Origin of the sequence: Deinococcus aquatilis DSM 23025 (assembly GCF_000378445.1) — a bacterium.
Taxonomy (GTDB): Bacteria; Deinococcota; Deinococci; order Deinococcales; family Deinococcaceae; genus Deinococcus; species Deinococcus aquatilis.
Map to the genome: position 1 here is coordinate 26,420 of NZ_KB899712.1, position 19,239 is coordinate 45,658.

At 63.5% G+C, this 19,239-nt stretch carries 24 protein-coding genes and 2 tRNA genes; 15 read left to right on the forward strand and 11 right to left on the reverse strand.

Going from position 1 to position 19,239, the window contains the following annotated elements:
• Positions 1-233 precede the first annotated feature (233 nt).
• On the reverse strand, positions 234-1,457 hold the full coding sequence (locus F561_RS0111435; protein ID WP_019010105.1) for a MalY/PatB family protein: 1,224 nt from the start codon (positions 1,455-1,457) through the stop codon (positions 234-236).
• A gap of 82 nt (positions 1,458-1,539) precedes the next feature.
• Between F561_RS0111435 and F561_RS0111440 the strand changes: the two genes are divergently transcribed.
• The 7 genes from F561_RS0111440 to F561_RS0111470 all read left to right on the forward strand — a co-directional run bounded on the left by F561_RS0111440 (position 1,540) and on the right by F561_RS0111470 (position 7,205).
• Complete coding sequence (locus tag F561_RS0111440) at positions 1,540-2,238, forward strand: 5'-methylthioadenosine/adenosylhomocysteine nucleosidase (protein ID WP_019010106.1); 699 nt, start codon at positions 1,540-1,542, stop codon at positions 2,236-2,238.
• Between the two features lie 5 nt (positions 2,239-2,243).
• Positions 2,244-2,630 (forward strand): CidA/LrgA family protein, encoded by a 387-nt coding sequence (locus F561_RS0111445; protein WP_019010107.1) that lies wholly within the window; start codon positions 2,244-2,246, stop codon positions 2,628-2,630.
• A complete protein-coding gene (locus tag F561_RS0111450; RefSeq protein ID WP_019010108.1) occupies positions 2,627-3,283 on the forward strand; it encodes an LrgB family protein in 657 nt (218 codons plus the stop codon). Before F561_RS0111445 ends, F561_RS0111450 begins: the two co-directional genes overlap by 4 nt.
• Before the next feature lie 202 nt (positions 3,284-3,485).
• Positions 3,486-4,139 (forward strand): SDR family oxidoreductase, encoded by a 654-nt coding sequence (locus F561_RS0111455; RefSeq protein WP_019010109.1) that lies wholly within the window; start codon positions 3,486-3,488, stop codon positions 4,137-4,139.
• A gap of 278 nt (positions 4,140-4,417) precedes the next feature.
• Positions 4,418-4,648, forward strand: coding sequence for a FeoA family protein (locus F561_RS0111460; RefSeq protein ID WP_026298834.1), 231 nt, complete (start codon positions 4,418-4,420; stop codon positions 4,646-4,648).
• Positions 4,645-6,888 carry a ferrous iron transport protein B gene (gene feoB / locus F561_RS0111465; protein ID WP_019010111.1) on the forward strand — a complete coding sequence of 748 codons (2,244 nt, stop codon included), beginning with the start codon at positions 4,645-4,647 and terminating at the stop codon, positions 6,886-6,888. Before F561_RS0111460 ends, feoB begins: the two co-directional genes overlap by 4 nt.
• Entirely contained in the window at positions 6,888-7,205 is a 318-nt protein-coding gene (locus F561_RS0111470) for a helix-turn-helix domain-containing protein (RefSeq protein ID WP_019010112.1), read from the forward strand. Before feoB ends, F561_RS0111470 begins: the two co-directional genes overlap by 1 nt.
• A 96-nt stretch (positions 7,206-7,301) precedes the next feature.
• Here the strand turns inward: F561_RS0111470 and F561_RS0111475 are convergent, their stop codons facing one another.
• The 3 genes from F561_RS0111475 to F561_RS0111485 form a co-directional block, all read right to left on the reverse strand.
• Positions 7,302-8,012, reverse strand: a complete 711-nt coding sequence (locus F561_RS0111475; protein ID WP_019010113.1) for a metallophosphoesterase — start codon at positions 8,010-8,012, stop codon at positions 7,302-7,304.
• Positions 8,013-8,112: 100 nt separating this feature from the next.
• A tRNA-Pro gene (locus tag F561_RS0111480) sits at positions 8,113-8,189 on the reverse strand.
• Between the two features lie 221 nt (positions 8,190-8,410).
• Positions 8,411-9,016, reverse strand: a complete 606-nt coding sequence (locus tag F561_RS0111485) for a regulatory protein RecX (protein WP_019010114.1) — start codon at positions 9,014-9,016, stop codon at positions 8,411-8,413.
• Between the two features lie 201 nt (positions 9,017-9,217).
• Here F561_RS0111485 and rpsT point away from each other — a divergent pair, with 201 nt between their 5' ends.
• On the forward strand, positions 9,218-9,499 hold the full coding sequence (gene rpsT, locus F561_RS0111490) for a 30S ribosomal protein S20 (protein WP_019010115.1): 282 nt from the start codon (positions 9,218-9,220) through the stop codon (positions 9,497-9,499).
• Between the two features lie 101 nt (positions 9,500-9,600).
• Here rpsT and F561_RS0111495 read toward each other — a convergent pair whose 3' ends face one another.
• The 4 genes from F561_RS0111495 to F561_RS0111510 form a co-directional block, all read right to left on the reverse strand.
• A complete protein-coding gene (locus tag F561_RS0111495; RefSeq protein WP_019010116.1) occupies positions 9,601-10,065 on the reverse strand; it encodes a hypothetical protein in 465 nt (154 codons plus the stop codon).
• Between the two features lie 152 nt (positions 10,066-10,217).
• Positions 10,218-10,862, reverse strand: coding sequence for a GNAT family N-acetyltransferase (locus tag F561_RS0111500; RefSeq protein ID WP_019010117.1), 645 nt, complete (start codon positions 10,860-10,862; stop codon positions 10,218-10,220).
• A gap of 56 nt (positions 10,863-10,918) precedes the next feature.
• Positions 10,919-11,515 (reverse strand): recombination mediator RecR, encoded by a 597-nt coding sequence (gene recR / locus F561_RS0111505; protein WP_019010118.1) that lies wholly within the window; start codon positions 11,513-11,515, stop codon positions 10,919-10,921.
• 31 nt (positions 11,516-11,546) lie between these two features.
• A complete protein-coding gene (locus tag F561_RS0111510; protein WP_019010119.1) occupies positions 11,547-11,837 on the reverse strand; it encodes a YbaB/EbfC family nucleoid-associated protein in 291 nt (96 codons plus the stop codon).
• A gap of 161 nt (positions 11,838-11,998) precedes the next feature.
• Here F561_RS0111510 and F561_RS0111515 point away from each other — a divergent pair, with 161 nt between their 5' ends.
• From F561_RS0111515 to F561_RS0111525, 3 genes are all read left to right on the forward strand, one after another.
• Complete coding sequence (locus F561_RS0111515; protein ID WP_019010120.1) at positions 11,999-13,177, forward strand: thiolase family protein; 1,179 nt, start codon at positions 11,999-12,001, stop codon at positions 13,175-13,177.
• Positions 13,178-13,259: 82 nt separating this feature from the next.
• The gene (locus tag F561_RS0111520) at positions 13,260-13,574 is read left to right on the forward strand and encodes a YciI family protein (protein WP_019010121.1); all 315 of its coding nucleotides are present in this window, start codon (positions 13,260-13,262) and stop codon (positions 13,572-13,574) included.
• A gap of 95 nt (positions 13,575-13,669) precedes the next feature.
• Positions 13,670-14,506 carry a 3-hydroxyacyl-CoA dehydrogenase family protein gene (locus F561_RS0111525; RefSeq protein ID WP_026298836.1) on the forward strand — a complete coding sequence of 279 codons (837 nt, stop codon included), beginning with the start codon at positions 13,670-13,672 and terminating at the stop codon, positions 14,504-14,506.
• 180 nt (positions 14,507-14,686) lie between these two features.
• Here the strand turns inward: F561_RS0111525 and F561_RS0111530 are convergent, their stop codons facing one another.
• Positions 14,687-15,283, reverse strand: a complete 597-nt coding sequence (locus F561_RS0111530) for a peroxidase-related enzyme (protein WP_019010123.1) — start codon at positions 15,281-15,283, stop codon at positions 14,687-14,689.
• A gap of 47 nt (positions 15,284-15,330) precedes the next feature.
• Positions 15,331-15,615, reverse strand: a complete 285-nt coding sequence (locus F561_RS0111535) for a nucleoside triphosphate pyrophosphohydrolase (protein ID WP_019010124.1) — start codon at positions 15,613-15,615, stop codon at positions 15,331-15,333.
• A gap of 61 nt (positions 15,616-15,676) precedes the next feature.
• Here F561_RS0111535 and ffh point away from each other — a divergent pair, with 61 nt between their 5' ends.
• Both ffh and F561_RS0111545 read left to right on the forward strand, forming a co-directional pair.
• A complete protein-coding gene (gene ffh, locus F561_RS0111540; RefSeq protein WP_019010125.1) occupies positions 15,677-17,029 on the forward strand; it encodes a signal recognition particle protein in 1,353 nt (450 codons plus the stop codon).
• A 99-nt stretch (positions 17,030-17,128) separates the two neighbouring features.
• Positions 17,129-17,204, forward strand: a tRNA-Lys gene (locus F561_RS0111545).
• 84 nt (positions 17,205-17,288) lie between these two features.
• Here F561_RS0111545 and F561_RS0111550 read toward each other — a convergent pair.
• Entirely contained in the window at positions 17,289-17,918 is a 630-nt protein-coding gene (locus tag F561_RS0111550) for a CBS and ACT domain-containing protein (RefSeq protein ID WP_019010126.1), read from the reverse strand.
• Positions 17,919-18,059: 141 nt separating this feature from the next.
• Here F561_RS0111550 and F561_RS0111555 point away from each other — a divergent pair, with 141 nt between their 5' ends.
• A complete protein-coding gene (locus tag F561_RS0111555) occupies positions 18,060-18,569 on the forward strand; it encodes an OmpH/Skp family outer membrane protein (protein WP_019010127.1) in 510 nt (169 codons plus the stop codon).
• A gap of 97 nt (positions 18,570-18,666) precedes the next feature.
• Positions 18,667-19,146: an OmpH family outer membrane protein gene (locus F561_RS0111560; RefSeq protein WP_019010128.1), complete on the forward strand. Its 480-nt coding sequence runs from the start codon at positions 18,667-18,669 to the stop codon at positions 19,144-19,146.
• Positions 19,147-19,239 lie beyond the last annotated feature (93 nt).

Genomic DNA, 19,239 nt, shown 5'->3' on the forward strand with positions numbered 1-19,239 from the left:
ACACCCCCAAATTGTCCCCGCCCGAATGCGTGTGAGGCCGTCGTGCGTGCAACGCGCGGGCCAATTCCATTTCAGAATGAACGGGCAATTCCGCTTCAAATGTGCAAGCAAGCCAAGCCCGAACACGACAAGATCAACCCTGCCGAGCGCAGCGACCACTCCCCTGACCCCTCTGGGGGCGGGGGCTGGGGGGTGGGGGTAAACCGTGGGACAAGCCCCCCAACCCCTATCCCTTACTCCACTTCCCCGCCCAACACCCCCGCCATCCGCTCCAGCGCTTCTGCCAGCAGCGCACGGCTGGTGGCAAAATTGACCCGAATGAAGCCTTGATAATCGGCCTTCTGCGGATCGGGGGCAAACACCGGGCCGTTGTGGATGGCGACCCGTGCCTGTTCCAGCAAGACCTGCTGTATCTCGCCTGCCTGCGGATGCGCCCGCAAATCCAGCCACGCGAGGTAGGTACTTTCTACCGGATACGACTTTACCCAAGGCAGGCGCTCGGCCAGAAATGCCTGCAAAAAGTCGCGGTTGCCGCACAGATAAGCCACCGTTTCGGCCAACCAGGGCGCACCCTCCTGCAACGCGGCCTGCCACATGGTGATGCTCAGGGCGCTGGGATGCCCCATCAGGCCGCCCACCGCCGTTTTGAGGTGCTTGATCAGGGCTGGATCGTGGCTGAGCATGGCCCCGATGCCCAGACCCGCCGTATTGAATGCCTTGCACGGCCCAGTCAGGGTGACGGTGCGGCCCCTCACACGCGGATCAGCGGCGAACGATTGGAAGGGAGCCTCGGCATAACTGAGGTCGGCGTGCAGCTCATCCGAACACACATAGAGGTTGTGGCGCAGAGCAAAGTCACGCAGCCTGTCCAGTTCTTCGGCGTCCCAGACGCGCCCGGTGGGGTTGTGGGGGTGGCACAGCAGCATCAGGCGCGTGGAGGGCGTCACGGCCCCTTCCAGCGCCTCCCAGTCGATTTCCCAGCGCGTGCCTGAGTCGATCAGGGCGGCGGCCTGCACCACGCGGCGCTGATCGTTGATGCTGAGGTGAAAGGGATGGTACACGGGCAGCATGGTCAGCACGCCGTCGCCAGGGGCAGTGAGGGCGTGTACGGCGGCAAAAATTCCCGGCACCACTCCCGGCAACAGGGCCACTCCATCGGCGGGCAGGTCAGTCAGGCCCTGCGTGGCGGCCTTCTCCTGAATCAGGCGGGTCAGCAGGGGGTCGCCCATGAGTTGCGGATAGCCCAGACCACGGGTCAGGCGGCCCTGCAGCGCGGCCAGAATCACGGGGGCCACCGGGTAATCCATGTCGGCCACCCACATCGGAATGACGCCCTCGTCGTACAGCGTCCACTTCAGAGAATCGGGGTGGCGCAGCGCGGCGGGGTCAAGGTGGCTGCGGGAATCCGTGCCATCCAACTCCACTTCGGGCACTTCGGACAAATTCGGGCCAGTCATGGGGCGAGCATACGCCGCCGCCGCACGTTTGAGGAGAGCCTCTCTCCTGCCCCCTGATCCGGCCTCCTGTACACTGCCCCTCATGCTGGCAATCATGGGCGCGATGGACGAAGAAATTGAGTTGTTGCTGGCCGACCTGCAAGACCACGAGACCCTGACTTTTCCGGGCGTGACACTGCACCGGGGCACTCTGGATGGCGTGCCGGTCCTGCTGACTCGGGGCGGCATCGGCAAGGTGAACGCGGCCCTGACCACGGCCTATCTGCTGATGCAGGGGGCCACACAGGTCATTTTTACGGGCGTGGCGGGCGGCGTTCACCCCGAACTACGGGTCGGGGACATCGTGGTGAGTACCGATTGCGTGCAGCACGATGTGGATGTGGCCGCACTGGGCTACGAACTGGGCACCGTGCCGGGTGAGTTGCCCGCCTGGCCTGCCGACGAAAAGTTGCGAACCATAGCCCTCGAAGCGGCGCGGGATGTGGACGGCGTGCGCGTGCTGGACGGCAGAGTTGCCAGCGGCGACCAGTTTATCGCCTCCCGCGAAGGCGTGCAGCGGCTCTGGACGATGTTCGGGGCCGCCTGCGCCGAGATGGAAGGCGCGGCAGTGGCTCAGGTGTGCAGCAAAGCGGGCGTGCCGTTCGTGGTGATTCGCAGCGTCAGCGACACCGCCGACCATGATGCCAACGTGGATTACCGGACCTTTATGCCGCTGGTGGCCCGCCACGCCAAACAGGTGGTGCGCGGGATGCTGTCCCGTCTGGCCGCTGCCCCCGCCTAGGCCGGATGCCTTCTCAGACCGCCGCCCTGCCGCCGCCTGTGCGCGTGGTGCTGGGGCTGGGCATTCTGGTCGGCTTTACGGCTCTGGGAGAAATGCTGGTCAGGCTGCTGCACTGGCCCTTTCCCGGATCGGTGGTGGGCATGGCGCTGCTGTGGGCCGCGCTGAGCCTGCGCTGGGTGCGTCTGCACTGGATCGAACCCGCCGCCGATGGATTGCTGGGAATTCTGGGCCTGCTGTTCGTGCCTGCCACCGTTGGGGCCGTTCAGTTTCTGGGGGCCGGGGCCGAATGGGGTCTGTGGCTGCTGGTGCTGCTGGCCGGACTGCTGCTGGGCGCGGGTGTGGCCGGACTGCTGGCGGCGCGGCTGGTGCGGGAAGAGGGTGGCCCGAGGTGATCTGGCTGGCCCTCACGCTGCTGGCCTTTGCACTGGGCGTGGTGCTGCAACTGCGCTTCAGGTCGCCGCTGCTGAATCCGACCCTGCTGGCAACCGTGCTGGTGGGCGGCCTGCTGCTGCTGACGCAGACGCCCTACGAGACTTATATGCAGGCCACACAGCCTGTTTCGGCCTTTCTGGCTCCGGCAGTGGTGGCGCTGGCCGTGCCGCTGTACCGCCTGCGGGCGCTGCTGGCACGGCAATGGCGGGCGCTGCTGCTGGGTGGAGTCGCCGGGACGCTGGTCGGCGTGGGCGTGGATACAGGGTTGCCGCGTGTGCTGGGCCTGAGCCTGGATGCACAGCGGGCCTTGTCTACTGCGCCCGCGACCAGTCCGGTGGCCCTCCAACTGGCCCACATCACGCAGGCTCCTGCGGCACTGGCGGCCACCCTGGCGGTGCTGTCGGGCCTGTTGGGAGCGCTGGTCTTGCCCGCCTTCCTGACCTTGCTGGGCGTGCGGCATCCACTGGCACGCGGCATCGCGTTGGGAGCGGTGGCCCACGGCATCGGCACCGCCCGCGCCCGCGAGGAAGGCAACCTGACGGGGGCGGCCAGCAGCATCGGCATGGGGCTGGCGGCCCTGTTGGTCACGTTGGTCGTGGCAGTTCGGAGTTAAGTAGGTCGCATTTATCTTTGAGATAAATCGAGCGAAGCGAGTACCGAAAAAAGTACGTTGCACTTAACATTGCGCGTTTCCAGAACAGCACCGGAACCGCTTCATTCCCAGTGCAACGTACTTAACTAAAACACAACTCTCAGAACGCTTAACTCTTAATCGGAGCAGTGACATTCACGGAGGCAGAGGCGTACCCTCGGGCATGACCTCAGATCTTCAGACCGCCCCCAAGCTGACCATTGCCCTGATCGGAGCCGCAGGCGGCGTGGGTAGGCGAGTAGCTGCACAGGCCGCCGCAGAAGGCCACCGAGTCCGCGGATTGGTGCGCCGCGAGGAACAGGCCGACATGCTGAGCCTGTACGGAGCCGAACCGGTGCTGGGCGACCTGATGGCCGACTGGGAAGCCGTACTGGACGGCACGGATGCCGTGGTCTGGGCCGCAGGTGCGGGGGCCAGCGGAGCCTTTGAAGCCGTGGATCAGGACGCCCTGATTCGGTTGGTGGACGTACTGAAAGACCGGGGGCCACGCCGATTGGTGGTCGTAAGCAGCATGGGCGTAGACCGGCCCGAGCAGATGCCCCCCTTTCTGAGCGCGGTGCTGCGCGTCAAGGCCGTGTCGGATGCCTACGTGCAGGCCAGTGGACTGGAATACACCATCGTTCGCCCTGCCGGTCTGACGGATGCCCCCGGCACCGGACAAATTCAGATCGGTATGCCTGTCCAGCGCGGAATGATCGCGCGGGATGACGTGGCCCAGGTTGTGCTGACCAGCCTGACCCTGCCCCAGACCATCCAAAAAACCTTTGAAATCGTGGGTGGGGAAGTCAGTATCGCAGAGGCGCTGAGCCGGGTGTAATCCGGAACTCAAATGACTCTCTGATCTTCCCCGGCAACCCCTCACCCCGCTGCAACCCCAGCGCCCCTCTCTGCTTCGCAGTTCTACGAGTCCTGTAGGGCGGGGGGGGAAAATAACAGGTACAGGACTCCGTTAAATCCCGTGTGATCCCCGATTCAACTGGTTGGGGTGCAATCGGAATCCAGATCAAACCGTGCTCTCTCGACTCTCTTCCCTGCTTGCACAGAGCAGTCGCCCGTCCCTTGCCTTCCAAATTAACCTGACTATACTCATCGGGTATGGGTGAACGGACATTGAATGCATTGCGACCCGGCGAGGCCGCCCATGTGGTAGACCTTGACCGCCTTCATCCCCTGAGGCGGCGACTGTTGGAACTGGGATTTGTGCGCGGCGCACGGGTGACGGTGGTGCGCCGCGCCCCGATGGGCGACCCGGTAGAACTGCGGGTCGGCGGCACCGATCTGGCGTTGCGGGCTGCCGATCTGCTGGGCATCCGGGTACGTGAATGACGGCCACCGTACCTAGTAACACCATGCCGCCCGTTTCTGCCCCTTCCCGCCTGCCCGACGAGGCCGCCTGCCTGCAAACGGTGGCCCGCTTGAAGGCTGCCCACGAGCCGAGGGTGGTGGTGGTGGGCAACCCGAATACGGGCAAAACCACCCTGATCAACGCGGTGGCCGGAACCAACCTGAAGGTGGGCAACTGGGCGGGCGTCACGGTAGAAAAGCGGGAAGCGCGGCTGACGGTGCAGGGCCGCCCGCTGCTGCTGGACCTGCCCGGAGCCTACTCGCTCAGCCCGCACACCCCCGAAGAGCTGATTACCCGCACCGCCCTGCTGGATGAAGCGCCCGACGTGATTCTGAACGTGCTGGACGCCGGAAATCTGGAACGCAACCTGTACCTGACCCTGCAACTGATGGATTTTCATGTGCCGGTGGCGGTGGCGCTGAATCTGGTAGACGAGGCACGCGAAAAAGGGCTGACGGTAGATGCCCCGGCGCTAGCACGGGTGCTGGGCGTACCCGTGATCGAAACGGTCGCCAGCAAGGGGCAGGGCACGGGCAAGCTGCTGAGCACGGCTCTGGGGGGCGCGACCCTCGGCATCGGCGTGCGCTATCCGCAGGCCATTGAAGCCGCCGCCGCCGACCTGACGGCGCGGATGGCCGAGTTGCCCACGCTGCCGCCCCACGCCCACCGCTATCTGGCACTGGCGTTGCTGGAAGGTGATCCCAGTGTGCGGGGCCGCCTGAGTGCCACCGGACACCTTCCCCTGATCGACGCCGCCGACGCGCATCTGGCCGCACTGGACGCCGATGGCATAGACGCCCTGATCGAAATTGCCGAGGCCCGCTACGCCCGCGCAGGCGACCTCGCACGGGTGGCCGTCCCGCGTGCCGAGGCGCGGCGCACCCTGTCGGAGCGGCTGGACCGGCTGGCGCTGCATCCCCTGTTGGGCATTCCGATTTTTCTGGCGCTGGTGCTGCTGGTCTTCCGGCTCACCTTCAGCGTGGCTTCTCCGTTTGTAGACCTGATCGGCGGGCCGCTGCAAACCACGCTGGCGGGCTGGGCAGCGGCGGCGCTGGCTTGGTTTCCGCTGGGCCGTGATCTGGTGGTGGGCGCGATTATTCCCGGCGTGGGCACGGTCCTCAGCTTTCTGCCCACCCTGCTGGTGCTGTACCTCGCCATGAGTTTTCTGGAAGACAGCGGCTATATGGCCCGCGCCGCCTTCCTGATGGACAGGATCATGCGCGGGCTGGGGCTGGATGGCCGCGCCTTCATTCCGCTGATTCTGGGCTTCGGGTGCAACGTGCCTGCTGTGAGTGCCACCCGCACGCTGGAGCGCCGCAGCGACCGCGTGGTCGTCAGCATGATCCTGCCCTTCATGAGCTGCTCGGCCCGCCTGCCCGTGTACGTGGTCTTTGCCGCCGCGCTGTTTCCGCGTGCTGGAAGCTGGATCGTGTGGAGCATGTACATTCTGGGCATGGCAGTGACCTTCGCCTTCGCGTGGGCGCTGCGCCGAACGTCGTTCCCCGCAGAGGGCGGCGGCGTGCTGCTGGAACTGCCCCCCTACCGTTTTCCCGCGTGGCGCGTACTGTGGAAACATGCCTGGCGGCGCACGGCCAGCTTTGCCAAACGGGCCAGAACAACGGTGCTGGCAACCGTAGCAGGTGTGTGGCTGCTGCTGGCGCTTCCAGCAGTGGCGGGCGGCAAATTCGCCACCGTCGCCCCTCAGGACAGCGTGTTTGGCCGCGTTTCGGAAGCGGTGTCGCCCATTTTTGCGCCGCTGGGCTTTGGCAACTGGCAGGCCACCGGCGCACTCGTGCCCGGATTTATTGCCAAGGAAGTCGTGGTGGGCACCCTCGGGCAGATCTATCTGGGCGAGCAGGCCGCGGCCCCCGCACCCCTGAGCCTGTGGGCGGGTGTGCAGGGAGCCGTGACCGCCACCTGGGACACCATCAAAACCAGCGTGAGCGCCATTCCCACGGTGTTGGCCCTGCCCAGCCTCAGCACCGATACCACCGCCGACCAGAAAACCCCGCTGGCTCAGGCTCTGGCCGCCGCGTTCACCCCGGCTGCGGGCCTGGCCTACCTCGTGTTCGTGCTGCTGTATACGCCCTGCATCGTGACGGTGGGAGCCATCGCACAGGAACACGGGCGGCGCATCGCATGGCTCACGGTGGCCTATCAGATGGGCATTGCCTGGGGCATGGGATTTCTGACCTATCAGGTGGCGCGGTTGTGGCTGTGATGGCAACCCGCCCCCCTTCCTCCCCGCTGGCCGCCATCTTGCAGGCCATCGCGGGAACGCCCCGCACCCCCAGCGAACTGGCACAGGAGTTGGGCAGCACGGCAGCGGCGCTGGACGGCATGCTGCGAACCCTCTTTGCAGGCGGCTACGTGCAGGAAGCTGCCCCCGACGCCGGAGCCTGCGCCTGTGGCCCCTGTGCCCTCAAAAGTCTGTGCCGCAATGCACCGGACGGCACACCGATAGCGGCTGCGGCTCCGGCGCTGAATCTGCTGCGGCTGACGCGGCGGGGGGAAGCGTATCTGGGGAGAATTGGGTAGTGGGATGTGGGCCGTAGGGTGTGGGAAAGGCGAACAGCAGAACGTGGATCGTAGATCGTGGAAAAAGCCCTGCCTACGATCCACGTTCCACGATCCCTACGCTCCATCCCCCGTATCCAGCAACAGCTTGGGCCGAAACTTCAGCCCATCGGCGGCCACCAGATGCGCCGGAATGCCTGCCACCTGACTGATGGCCCGCTCAGGCGGCACGCCGTGCAGGTGGCCGTACACGATCAGGTCGGGCTGGGCCGCCGCGATCACGTCGATCAGCGGGTTGGGCGGGTAGGGCGGCGCGGCGGGCGGGTAGTGCAGCATCATCAGCAGGTGGTCGCCGGGTTGCCGGAGGGCCTGGGCAGCTTTCACGCTCAGGCTCAGGCGTTCGGCTTCACGGGTCAGCAGGCGCTCGTCTTCGGCATTCAGCGCCTCATGTCCGGGCGTGATCCAACCGCGTGAGCCGCACACCACCACGTTTTCCACCCGCACGGCGTCATTGACCACCGCCAGCATTCGGGGCGGCAGTGCAGCACGCAGGCGGCTGGCAGTAGGCCACCAGTAATCATGGTTGCCGCGCAGCAGCACCTTGGTTCCCGGCAACTCCGCCACCACGCTCAGATCGGTCATGGCGTCGTTCAGGCGCATGGCCCAGGACAGGTCGCCGGGCAACAGCACCACGTCTTCTTCCCGCACCAGTTCGCGCCAGTGTGCCCAGATCGCGTCTGGATGGCCTGCCCACTGCGGCCCAAACACCGTCATGGGCTTGGGAATCACGGTGGCAAGGTGCAGATCGGCAATGGCAAACACGCGCATAAACACACTCCGGCAAAGATTAAGGACAGACGGGCAACAGCATAGCCCATACCGTCCGGGCCACAAAAAAAACCCCCCCACGAAGGGGAGGCTTCCGGCGTGGTCGGGGCGAGAGGATTCGAACCTCCGACCCCGTCGTCCCGAACGACGTGCGCTACCAGGCTGCGCTACGCCCCGATTCCACGGCCCGCTACGGCAAAAGCCGTATTGGTGCGTCCGGCAGTTTACGCGGGCCGGAAAGGGGTGTCAAGCAAGCTGGAAGCAGGCCAAACGGCTGATGGGGTGGACGTTGATAAGCCAATCCCTCTCGGCGTCAAAGGGGCTAAAGGTCCAAGGTTTGTTGCTCTGCTTAGACCCTTCGACCCTGGACCCTCAGACCACCTCCATCCCCAAACGCCCTACTCATCCTCATCGGTAAATTCCGGCTCCACGGCATCTTCGTCGTCTATCTGTTCGGCGCTGACCTCGCGGATGGCATTCCAGATCACGGAGCCGGGAAAGCCGCGCCGTGCCAGAAAGCCGTAGGCACTGGAACGGGGATCGCGCTTGCGGCTGAGGCTGGGCCAGCGGCGGCTCAGGAGTTCGGTGGCGGCGGCCTGCTCGTCGTCTGGGTCGCGGGCCAGCATGGTTTCATCGATCAGCGGGGCCGTTACTCCCCGGCGTTTGAGGGTCTGGCGCACCCGGAATCCGCCGATGCCGCGCCGTGATCCCTCGGCCTGCGCCACCTGTGCATCGTCCTGATAGCCCAGCTCCTGCACGCGCTCCAGCACTTCCTGTACCAGCGCCTCGTCATCGCTGCGGCGCTCCAACTTGCCCCGCAGTTCGGCGGCGGTCAGCGCCCGTGCGCCCAGTGCGCGGAAGGCGTAAGCCAACAGATTGTCGCGGGCTTCTTCGGGGGTGGGGGTGCGGGCAGGCTTGACGGGCTGTTCGCCGCCCAAGTCGGCTGCGGCACGTGGTTTTCGGGGCCGGAACGTCACGCCCGCCAGTTTACCGCTTGACCGCATCAGGCATACCGGATACAGTAACGAAGTTGCCCATTTTGCCCCCAGATCATTCCTGGGCCACATGGATGACCCCAAAGCAGACCCAGCGTGGTCTGAAGCGGGTGCGCCGAAGGCGATTCGATTGCCCGGTGCGTCGAGTTCCCCAGCGTGGGAACCGCCCCGAATGCACAGATTGTGCGCGGGAGAACAAGGAGAACGAACATGGCCCTACGTCACAAGTCTGCCCAGAAACGCCACCGCCAGAGCCTCAAGCGCCGCATGCTGAACCGCAGCCGCAAGAGCACCATCAAGACCTTTGTGAAGAAGGCCGTTGAAGCTGCTCAGCAGAATGTGGCCGACGCCGCCGCCGTACAGAGCAAGGCCGAGAGCCTGATCGACAAGGCCGCCAAGGGCAGTACCCTGCACAAGAACACTGCCGCCCGCAAGAAGAGCCGCCTCGCTAAAGCCATCAACAAGGCCAAGGCCGCAGCCGAGCAAGCCTAAGCAACACGAACTTAAGCAGGGCCGACGCACTTTGAAGCGTCGGCCCTGCTTTCATGTATTGGCGTTGCCAACCCCGTTGCTTGCGCGACCGCTACCCTCTCTCAGTCAGCCAGATACCGCAGAAACTCGCGCATGGCGTTTACACAGGGGCTGCCTTCAAATTCGGCGCTGCTGCCCGTGACAGTTCGCAGAATGCCGCTGTCGCTGAGGTAGAGCTGGCTGATTCGGTAGGTAACGCCGCTTTCCTCGTAGGAATACGAGGCCAGGATGCTCCATGCTCCAGCGCGGTCTACGGGTTGCGTGACCACTTCGCGCACCTTGCGGGCGCTGAGTTTGGATTGCAGTTGCAGAGCGAAGACGCGGGCCTGATCCTGCGTCTTGAACGCCGGGAAAGCCTGCCCGTGCTTTTCTTCGCGCAGCAGACACGCACCTGCTTCGTCCACCCACTCGTTGGCATTCCCTGCAACAGGCGTCCAACCCGTCATGGGCACGATCAGGGCCTGTGCTGGGACAACACCAAGAGCGGCGGTGGTCAGCAGGGTGGCAAGCAGGGTGCGGGCAGACATGATTCCTTCAGGCTAACAGGTCGGTTATGACAAGCTTGGGATACTTCTCATCAAGTCTGAGGCTCTACTTAAGTTTACGGAGGGTCATTCCAGGATGGATCAGGCAGTACAAACAGCGAAAGCAGAATGACAGCGTGCCGACTCTGTCCTCTTCAAGAGGTCGACGCATTCAGCCGAGCCTCCAGACCTGCCCTGACGCCCTGCCATTCCTCCCGCACAATGCTGAACATGACGCTATCCCGCGCAAAACCATCGGGGCGCACCTGAAACTGGCGCAACGTGCCCTCCTGCACTGCTCCGAGCTTGCGCATGGCGGCGAGGCTGCGGGCATTGCGGGCGTCTACCTTGAAATGGACCCGGTTGGCCCCTAACACCTCGAAGGCGCGGGTCAGCAGAAGCAGTTTGGATTCTGGATTGACCACGCCCCCGCGTGCGGCGGGCAGCAGCATCGTGCCGATTTCCACCCAGCGGTCACTGGTCTTGACTTCGCTGTAGCTGATGCGGCCCACGGCCCGGCCATCCAGCAGCACGGCCCAGTTGATGCGGTTCGGCAGCGCATTCAGCCGCGTGATGTAATCGGCCCACGCCTGCACAGTCGCGGCTTCCGGCCCGCCCCGCGCCAACATCGCCACCGTATCAGCATCGGCCCCCGCGTTCAGCGCCTCCGCATGGGCTTCGGTCAGGGCTTCCAGCGTCACGAATCGCCCCGGCAGGGTGGGAGCCAGCAGCCACTCGGCGGGAGGGGCGGGTGCGGCAGGCAGAGAAACGACAGACAACAAAACAGGCGCATCGCTCATGGGAAGAACGATACGCCGGAGTGGGTGACGCGGTAGACACCGCCACCTGAAAAGCTCTACTTGCTGACCCGTTGCCGCCCGGTCATGGCGCGGCCCAGCGTGACTTCGTCGGCGTATTCCAGTGCGCCGCCCACGGGCAGACCGTAGGCGATGCGGCTCACCACTGCGCCCAGTGGCTCCAGCAGACGCTGCAAATACAGCGCGGTGGCGTCGCCCTCCACGGTGGTTCCGGTAGCCAGAATAACTTCCATGCCGCTCTGCACACGCGGCAGCAGGGGCCGGATATGCAGTTTGTCGGGGCCGACGCCGTTCATAGGACTCAGCACGCCGTGCAGCACGTGATACAGCCCCCGATATTCGCCGCTGCGCTCAATGGCGATCACGTCGCCGGGTTCTTCGACCACGGCGATCAGATTCTGGTCGCGGTTGGGATCGCTGCACACGTCACAGCGGTCTGCATCGGTGATGTTGAAGCAGATGGGGCACACATGCAGGTCACGTTTGGCCGACAGCAGCGCCCCGGCCAGCCGCTCTATATCTTCGCGGGGCTGCTCGAACAGGTGAAAGGCGAGGCGCTGGGCACTCTTGGGGCCAATTCCCGGCAGGCGCGAAAGCTCGCGGATCAGGGCCACGAGGGAGGGAGGATATTTCATGCCTCTCCCCTGTCAGTTGCCAGACGCCCGCTCAAAATCCGGGCAGGCCCAGCCCGCGTGTGGCGTCCTGTTGCAGGGCGTCGGCTTTGGCCGTGGCATCCTGCATCGCCACCAGAATCAGGTCTTCGAGGGCTTCCACGTCGTCCGGGTCAACGGCCTCGGGCTTGATTTTCAGGGCCGTGATTTTTCCGTGCCCGGTCATGGTCACCGTGACCAGCCCGCTGGCCGTGCCTTCCACCGACTGCGCGGCGAGGTTGTCCTGAATTTTGGCAGCGGCGGCCTGAGCCTGCTGCATCTGCTTCATCAATTTTTTCATGTCCATAACTACCGCCCATTCTAACGGGCAGAGGGTGGATAAAAAGTGCAGAGCGTAGACCGTGGAGGGTGGGCCGGGATCACACGATCCACGCTCCACCTCCCCTTTCCCACGACCTGTCCCGCCATGCCTAACGCCCGTTAGTTTTCCTACGCTATGCTTGCCACATGAACAAAGCAGTCATTGTGGCGGCCTCGCGCACGCCGACGGGCAAGTTTCTGGGGGCGCTGGAATCGGTGCGGGCGGTGGAACTGGGAAGCATCACGCTGGCCGAAACGCTGCGGCGGGCCGGAATTCCTGCTGAATTGATCGAAGAAGTGATCATGGGTCAGGTCGTGCAGGCGGGCTGCGGGCAAAACCCGGCGCGGCAGGCGGCGTTGGCGGCGGGCCTGAGCAATGAAGTGGGGGCGCTGACCATCAACAAAGTGTGTGGCAGCGGCCTGAAAGCCGTGATTCTGGCGGCCCAGAGCATCCGGGCAGGAGACCAGTCGGCGGTGCTGGCGGGCGGCATGGAATCCATGAGCAACGCGCCGCACCTGTTGCCGGGAGCACGCAAAGGCTACCGCCTCGGCCATGCACAGGTGCTGGACGCCAACACCCAGGACGGGCTGTGGTGCTCCATCAACGATGAGGGCATGGGCCTGACCGGAGAGCGCGTGGCCGACAAATACGCGATTACGCGCGACGAGCAGGACGCCTACGCCACCGCCAGCCACCAGAAAGCCATTGCCGCGCAGGGGGCCGGACGCTTTGCCGAAGAAATCGTACCCGTGACCGTGAAAGGCCGCAAGGGTGACACCGTGGTAGACGCCGACGAAGGCCCCCGCGCCGATACCAGCGCCGAAACCTTGGGCCGCCTGAAACCCGCCTTCCGCAAAGACGGTTCGGTGACGGCAGGCAACGCCCCCGGCCTGAACGACGGCGCAGCCAGCCTGCTGGTCATGTCGGAAGAAGCTGCCGCCGCACACGGCCTGAAGCCTCTGGCCGAAATTACCGGGTACGCCACGGGCGGTCTTGCCCCCGAATGGGTGATGATGACCCCCGTGCCCGCCACCCAGAAGCTGCTGAAGAATCTGGGCATGGGCGTGGAAGACGTAGACCTCTGGGAGCTGAACGAGGCATTCAGCGTGCAGAGCCTCGCCGTGAGCCGTGAACTGGGCCTCGACCCCGCCCGCGTGAACGTGAACGGCGGCGCGGTGGCGCTGGGCCACCCCATCGGCGCTTCGGGCGCACGCATTCTGGTGACACTGCTGCACGCCCTGAAGGAGCAGAACAAGGAAACGGGCGTGGCAACGCTGTGCATGGGCGGCGGCAACGGGCTGGCGCTGGCTGTTCGGCGCGTGTAGGGGCGGGTCTGAGGTGGTGTGGGGGCAGGCTCTTGTCTTAAACCCTCGACCCCTACACCTCCCCGACCCGTAGACTTGCCCTATGACCGCACCCACCCTCTGGATCATCCAAAGCCGCTACCTCAAAACAGGCGACGAGCTGGCCGCCATCACGCCGCTGCACCGCGCCTGGCTGGATCAGCACTATGTCAGCGGGTTGTTTCTGGTGTCGGGCCGCATGTTGGACGGTACAGGCGGCATCTTGCTGGGCCGTGCCGACAGTCAGGCGCAACTGGAAGATGTCTTCAAGGATGATCCGTTTGTGGTCAACGGGTGCAGCGAGTACACCTACACGCCGTTTACGCCCGTCAAGCGCGGGAAAACGCTGGAACTGGACGGCGTGGCACTGGTGGAGTGAAAAAGTCTGAGAGTCGAGGGTCTGAGGGCAACAAGGAAACGCAGCAGCCCAACACCTTAGCCCCTTGACCTTTAGACCAAACCCAAGGAGCAACAATGAACTTCGGAGTCGTAGGCGCAGGACAGATGGGCGCGGGCATTGCACAGGTGGCCGCACAGAGTGGCTTCAGCGTAACCGTGCAGGATGTCAAACCAGAATTTCTGGAACGTGGACGGGCCACCATTCAAAAGAGTCTTGCCAGGTTGCACGAAAAAGGCAAGCTGACGCAGACGCCTGAAGAGATCATGGGCCGCATCCGCTTCAGCACCGATCTGGCCGATTTTGCAGACAGCGATCTGGTTGTCGAAGCCATAGTGGAGAACGAGGCCGTCAAAGCCGAATTGTTTCGCACTCTGGGCGGAATCGTGAAGGCAGAGGGCATTCTGGCAAGCAACACCAGCAGCATTCCTATCACGGCCCTTGCCAGTGCTTCGGGCCGCCCAGCTCAGTTTATCGGGATGCATTTTATGAATCCGGTACCGCTGATGGCCCTTGTGGAAGTGATTCGCGGCCACAGCACCAGCGATGAAACGGCGCAAAAGGTCATTCAGACCGCCGAACGGATGGGCAAAACGCCGCTCACCTGCAACGATTTTCCCGGCTTCGTGTCCAACCGAATCCTGATGCCCATGCTGAATGAAGCCATTCAGTGCGTGATGGAGGGTGTGGCCGAAAAGGAAGCCATCGACGGCATCATGAAACTGGGCATGAATCACCCGATGGGGCCGCTGACCCTGGCCGACTTTATTGGCCTCGATACCTGCCTTGCCATTATGGAAGTGCTGCATAAAGGGCTGGGCGACGACAAATACCGCCCCTCACCGCTGCTGAGAAAGATGGTGCAGGCGGGCTTGTTGGGGCGCAAGAGCGGAGAAGGCTTTTATAAGTACTGATACGGGCACTGAGCTTTTGCAGAGGCTGGCAATAGCTTGAAGGCTGGGCGACCGAACCCCCCCGTTGCTGACGCAACGCCCCCCCTTGAGGGGAGGACAAGGGCTGGATGCGAAGCCAACTGGGGGTTCTGCCTCCGCCGGAACGTTGCTCAGCCCAACAGGAATCAATAATTCCGCCTCTTACCGCCCCTGACCGTGGTATTCGGCGTTGGGCAGGAAACCCAGTGCTCCGCTGACCCGGTTGGTCAGGTTGAACATCCCGATCACCTGCACGAGTTCCAGAATCTGCTGATCATTCAGGCCGACTTCCCGCAACGTCTGGAGGTCGGCTTCAGCTACCTCGGCAGGATGCAGGGTCAGGCGCTCGGCGTAGGCGCACAGGGCCGCTCTGCGCGGGCTGAGGCTGGCATGTCGCCAATTCACGGCCACCAGGTCTGCCGTCTGCGGATTCTCGCCCGCCTGCTGCAAGAATTCACGCAGGGCCGCCCCATGCGACACGGCACAGTAGATGCAGCGATTTGCGCCGCTGACCACCACGGCGACCAGCTCGCGCTCCAGCGGCGTCAGGAAGCCTTCTTTGTTCAGCAGCAGATTGAAATAACCCCACCACGCCAGAAACTGTTCGCCGTTGAGCGCCTGAGCGCGGAACACGTTGGGCACGAATCCAACGTTGGCCTCCGCCTTGCTCCACAGCTTCCGCACGCCTTCCGGCACATCGGCTTCGGTGGGCACGGCCAGCCAGGAAATTCGGTTTTGGGTGGGTTCGGTGGGGGTCATGGGAACAGGGTAGCGCAGGAAAACTAACGGGCGTTAGGCGTGGTGGGTCAGAACTCCATCCACACCCGCCCGCCAAAGCCGCCCCGTGCCTGCACCTTGGCCGCCCACTTTGCCTCCAGTTCCTGTGGAGTCAGACCGTGCAGCGCAGCGAGGGCGTGCAAAACCTCCAGCACATCGGCCAATTCCTCCGGGTCGTGCGCCTCCAGATATTCCGTCACTTCTTCCTTCAGCTTGGCGTGCAGCGCGGCGGCGTATTCATCCGCGTCCAGAACCCGTGCCACTGCGCCCGCTCCGACCATCGCCGGGATGCCGTCTCTGACCAATTTGCCCACCTTGGCAATCTATCCTGCCCCGGCAACAAATCTGCCCCCGGTAGCGTGGTAGCCTCACCCTATGTTTGAGGCGCTGGGCAGCAAGTTACAGGACATCCTTGACCGGGTGGGCCGCGAGAGCAAACTCACCGATACGCAGGTGAAGGCCGCCATGCGTGAGATTCGGATGGCACTCTTGGAAGCAGATGTAAATTTCACGGTTGCCAAAGATTTTGTGGCCCGTGTCAGTGAGAAGGCCGTGGGCCAGGACGTGCTGGGCAGCCTGAATGCGGGCCAGACCATCGTGAAGATGGTGCACGACGAGCTGATTGAAACGCTGGGCGGTAAATCGGCGCAGCCCACCCTGAAAACCGAAGGAAACGTCTGGTTCATGGTGGGCCTGCAAGGGGCCGGGAAAACCACCAGCACGGGCAAACTGGCTGCCCACTACAAGGCCAAGGGCCGCCGCGTGCTGCTGGTGGCCGCCGATACCCAGCGCCCCGCCGCCCGCGACCAACTGGAGGTGCTGGCGAAGCAGGTGGGCGTACCCGTGCTGAAGGTGGCCGATGGCGAAACACCCCAGCAGACGCGGGCACGCCTGCAAGCGCACCTGAAAGAGGATTTCCGTGACCTCGTGATCGTGGATACGGCAGGGCGCCTGCAGATCGACTCGGCCCTGATGGATCAGTTGGCCGACCTGCAAAGCGAGCTGCAACCCAGCGAAACGCTGCTGGTGGTGGACGCCATGACCGGGCAGGAAGCCCTGAACGTGGCCCAGACCTTCGATACCCGCGTGAATCTGTCGGGCCTGATTATTACCAAGATGGACGGCGATGCACGCGGCGGCGCGGCCCTGAGTGCCCGCAGTGTGACCGGAAAACCGATCTATTTCGCGGGCACCAGCGAAAAATTGACCGGGCTGGAGCCGTTCTATCCTGACCGTGTGGCCGGACGAATCCTCGGCATGGGTGACATGCTGGGCCTGATCGAGCGTGCCCAGCAGGCCGACCTGAAGGCGATGGAGGTCAAGAAGCCCGGCGACTTCGATCTGGAAGACCTGCTGGTGCAACTGCGCCAGATTCGCAAGATGGGGCCGCTGGGCGACCTGCTCAAGCTGATTCCCGGCATGAGCCGCGCCCTGCCCGAAGGCTTCAACGTGGATGAGGCGCAGATCCAGCGCATCGACGCCATGATCAGCTCGATGACCCTCAAGGAGCGGCGCAACCCCAAGATCATCGACGGCAAACGCCGCAAGCGGATCGCAGCGGGCAGCGGCCACACCGTGCAGGACATCAACCGGATTCTGAAAATGCACGAGCAGATGAAGGACATGATGAAGATGCTGGGCCGCATGAGTGGCCCCGGCGGAAAAGGCCCCGGCAAGGGCGGTCTGCCTCCCAAAATGCCGCCGATGCCGCGCAACCTTAAACGCTGAATCTGTAGCTCTTCTGCACAGATTTGACAGAACTACCCTCCATCCGTATACTCATTCCCGCTGCCACACGCGGCCCCACACGGGCAGCGGGACAGAGATGGGATGTTAGCTCAATCGGTAGAGCAGCTGACTTTTAATCAGCGGGTTGTAGGTTCAAGTCCTACACATCCCACCAAAGAAAATGCCCGCCTAGTGCGGGCTTTTCTAGTTTCTTTGGCGTAGGAAGGCAGGACAGTGCCTTGCCTTCCCCGCATCCCTATCAGTCCAGCACGTCTATTCCCACGGCCCGCACCCGCGCACGCACATCGCGCACGCCTTCTCCGGTCACGCGCATCACAAAGCGGCGGCGGCCCGCTTCAGTGTCTTTGTGATAGGTGGCGACGCTGATGATGTTGCTGGGCTGAATGGCCTGCGTCGCCCGCTCCAGGCTTCCGGGCACATCGGGCATATCCAGAGTCAGGCGTTTGCCGCCCTCGCGCAGGCCCATGATGTTGGTAAAGGCCCGCAACACATCGGTAATGGTGATGATGCCGCAGAGCTGCCCAAAGTCGTCGAGCACTGGCAGCCCGCCCACCGCGTGTTCCTGCATCCGCAGGGCCGCGTCTTCCATGTATTCACCCTCGGAGGCCGTGACCACGGGGCGGGCCATCATTTCGGCCACCGTCAGCTTGCTCAGCAGGTAGTTCAGTTCCCACACGCTGAGGGTGGTGGCCTTGTTTGGCATGGCGTCCTTGAGGTCTTTGCGGGTGGTAATCCCGATCAATTGACCATCTTGCAGCACGGGCAGGCGGCGGAACCCCCGTTCCTTGAGAATCTTGAGGGCGTCCATCACGGGCGTGTCGGGCATAACAGTAATGGGGTCAGGCGTCATCCAGTCGCGTACCAGCATGCAGGCAGTGTACGTTGTGCAGGGGTAGCATCGCCCAAAACTCCTTTCTCCCCCATAGCCTGACGTTTCTCTGACCGTGGATGTGAATCAACTGTGACTGGCTTCATTCGGCTCAGAAATGAGCATGATACGGTGCAAATCATGAAGCTTTCCGCTCGGTCCTTTTTGTCTCCCAAAGCATTGGCTCCCGTTGCCATCGTCGCTGCCTTCGGCCTCGGTACGCTCGCGCCCCACGCACAAACCGCACCCCAGAAGATTGGCTTCGTAGATGTGCAGAAGCTGCTGACCTCTCACCCCTCCAACCCTGAAATCGAAGCCATTCAGAAGAAGGCTGACGCTGAGCTGAGCGTGATGGACAAGCAGATCAAGGCCATTGACGCCAAGGGCGCACAGGCCACTGCCGCCGACAAGCAGAGCCGTGAGCAACTGATCAAGACCCTTCAGGCCAAGGCTGCCGAGTACGACAAGCAGCTTCAGCCTAAAATTGCCGTCGTGGAAACTGCTGTGGACGCTGCCATCGACAAGGTCGCCAAGGCCAACGGCTTCGGCGTGATCATGGATCGTAACGTCGCCAAAAACAGCGGTCTGGTGGTCTACGCCGACCCCGCCGCCGAAATGACCGACGCCACCGTCAAGGCACTGAAGCCCTGATCCTGTCGGCGTGACTCCGCTCTGTTCTGAGTTCAGGGGTCATGCCACCCGCCCCCGCATCTGGCGGGGGTTCTTCTTTGCTCTTCCAGAGGTTCATATGAATCCCAAACTGACTTTTCTTCTGCTCCCTTTTGCCCTGATGGTCACTGTGCCGCACGCCCAACAATCCCGCTCGCGGGTGGGCTTCGTGAATGTGCAGGCCGCCGTCAAGGCCATGCCCAACAGCGCCGCTTATCTCAAACTCAATACCAGCATCACCGCTGATCTGGCCGCCAAGACCAAGAACATTCAGACCCTTGCGGCCAAAGCTGCCGCTTCCCGCAAGCCTGCCGACCAGCAGGCACTCGTGAAGGCGCAGCAGGCCTATCAGACGACCCAGAGCGGCTATCAGTCGCGCCTGAACACGGCCTTTGCACCGCTGGCGACCAAATTGAACGCCACCGTTGCCAAGGTTGCCAAGACCAGCGGATTTACGGTGGTGTTTGACCAGACGGTGGCAGCCAAAACGGGCCTCGTGGTCTACGCCAATACCCAGACCACCGACCTGACGGCGGCTGTGATCAAAGCCCTGAAGTAATTCGGTCAGCAACAAATCAGCAATAAAGGCCCAGACACTGTGCTGGGCTTTTTTACTGGTTCAAATTGCACTCCGAGGTGTCAAGTCCGGCCA

What these genes read in the sequence shown, in the direction of transcription:
- F561_RS0111435 (WP_019010105.1), bottom strand. Translation starts at nt 1,457, where the DNA reads ATGACTGGCCCGAATTTGTCCGAAGTGCCCGAAGTGGAGTTGGATGGC.
- F561_RS0111440 (WP_019010106.1), top strand. Translation starts at nt 1,540, where the DNA reads ATGCTGGCAATCATGGGCGCGATGGACGAAGAAATTGAGTTGTTGCTG.
- F561_RS0111445 (WP_019010107.1), top strand. Translation starts at nt 2,244, where the DNA reads ATGCCTTCTCAGACCGCCGCCCTGCCGCCGCCTGTGCGCGTGGTGCTG.
- F561_RS0111455 (WP_019010109.1), top strand. Translation starts at nt 3,486, where the DNA reads ATGACCTCAGATCTTCAGACCGCCCCCAAGCTGACCATTGCCCTGATC.
- F561_RS0111460 (WP_026298834.1), top strand. Translation starts at nt 4,418, where the DNA reads ATGGGTGAACGGACATTGAATGCATTGCGACCCGGCGAGGCCGCCCAT.
- feoB (WP_019010111.1), top strand. Translation starts at nt 4,645, where the DNA reads ATGACGGCCACCGTACCTAGTAACACCATGCCGCCCGTTTCTGCCCCT.
- F561_RS0111470 (WP_019010112.1), top strand. Translation starts at nt 6,888, where the DNA reads ATGGCAACCCGCCCCCCTTCCTCCCCGCTGGCCGCCATCTTGCAGGCC.
- F561_RS0111475 (WP_019010113.1), bottom strand. Translation starts at nt 8,012, where the DNA reads ATGCGCGTGTTTGCCATTGCCGATCTGCACCTTGCCACCGTGATTCCC.
- F561_RS0111485 (WP_019010114.1), bottom strand. Translation starts at nt 9,016, where the DNA reads ATGCGGTCAAGCGGTAAACTGGCGGGCGTGACGTTCCGGCCCCGAAAA.
- rpsT (WP_019010115.1), top strand. Translation starts at nt 9,218, where the DNA reads ATGGCCCTACGTCACAAGTCTGCCCAGAAACGCCACCGCCAGAGCCTC.
- F561_RS0111495 (WP_019010116.1), bottom strand. Translation starts at nt 10,065, where the DNA reads ATGTCTGCCCGCACCCTGCTTGCCACCCTGCTGACCACCGCCGCTCTT.
- F561_RS0111500 (WP_019010117.1), bottom strand. Translation starts at nt 10,862, where the DNA reads ATGAGCGATGCGCCTGTTTTGTTGTCTGTCGTTTCTCTGCCTGCCGCA.
- recR (WP_019010118.1), bottom strand. Translation starts at nt 11,515, where the DNA reads ATGAAATATCCTCCCTCCCTCGTGGCCCTGATCCGCGAGCTTTCGCGC.
- F561_RS0111510 (WP_019010119.1), bottom strand. Translation starts at nt 11,837, where the DNA reads ATGGACATGAAAAAATTGATGAAGCAGATGCAGCAGGCTCAGGCCGCC.
- F561_RS0111515 (WP_019010120.1), top strand. Translation starts at nt 11,999, where the DNA reads ATGAACAAAGCAGTCATTGTGGCGGCCTCGCGCACGCCGACGGGCAAG.
- F561_RS0111520 (WP_019010121.1), top strand. Translation starts at nt 13,260, where the DNA reads ATGACCGCACCCACCCTCTGGATCATCCAAAGCCGCTACCTCAAAACA.
- F561_RS0111525 (WP_026298836.1), top strand. Translation starts at nt 13,670, where the DNA reads ATGAACTTCGGAGTCGTAGGCGCAGGACAGATGGGCGCGGGCATTGCA.
- F561_RS0111530 (WP_019010123.1), bottom strand. Translation starts at nt 15,283, where the DNA reads ATGACCCCCACCGAACCCACCCAAAACCGAATTTCCTGGCTGGCCGTG.
- ffh (WP_019010125.1), top strand. Translation starts at nt 15,677, where the DNA reads ATGTTTGAGGCGCTGGGCAGCAAGTTACAGGACATCCTTGACCGGGTG.
- F561_RS0111550 (WP_019010126.1), bottom strand. Translation starts at nt 17,918, where the DNA reads ATGCTGGTACGCGACTGGATGACGCCTGACCCCATTACTGTTATGCCC.
- F561_RS0111555 (WP_019010127.1), top strand. Translation starts at nt 18,060, where the DNA reads ATGAAGCTTTCCGCTCGGTCCTTTTTGTCTCCCAAAGCATTGGCTCCC.
- F561_RS0111560 (WP_019010128.1), top strand. Translation starts at nt 18,667, where the DNA reads ATGAATCCCAAACTGACTTTTCTTCTGCTCCCTTTTGCCCTGATGGTC.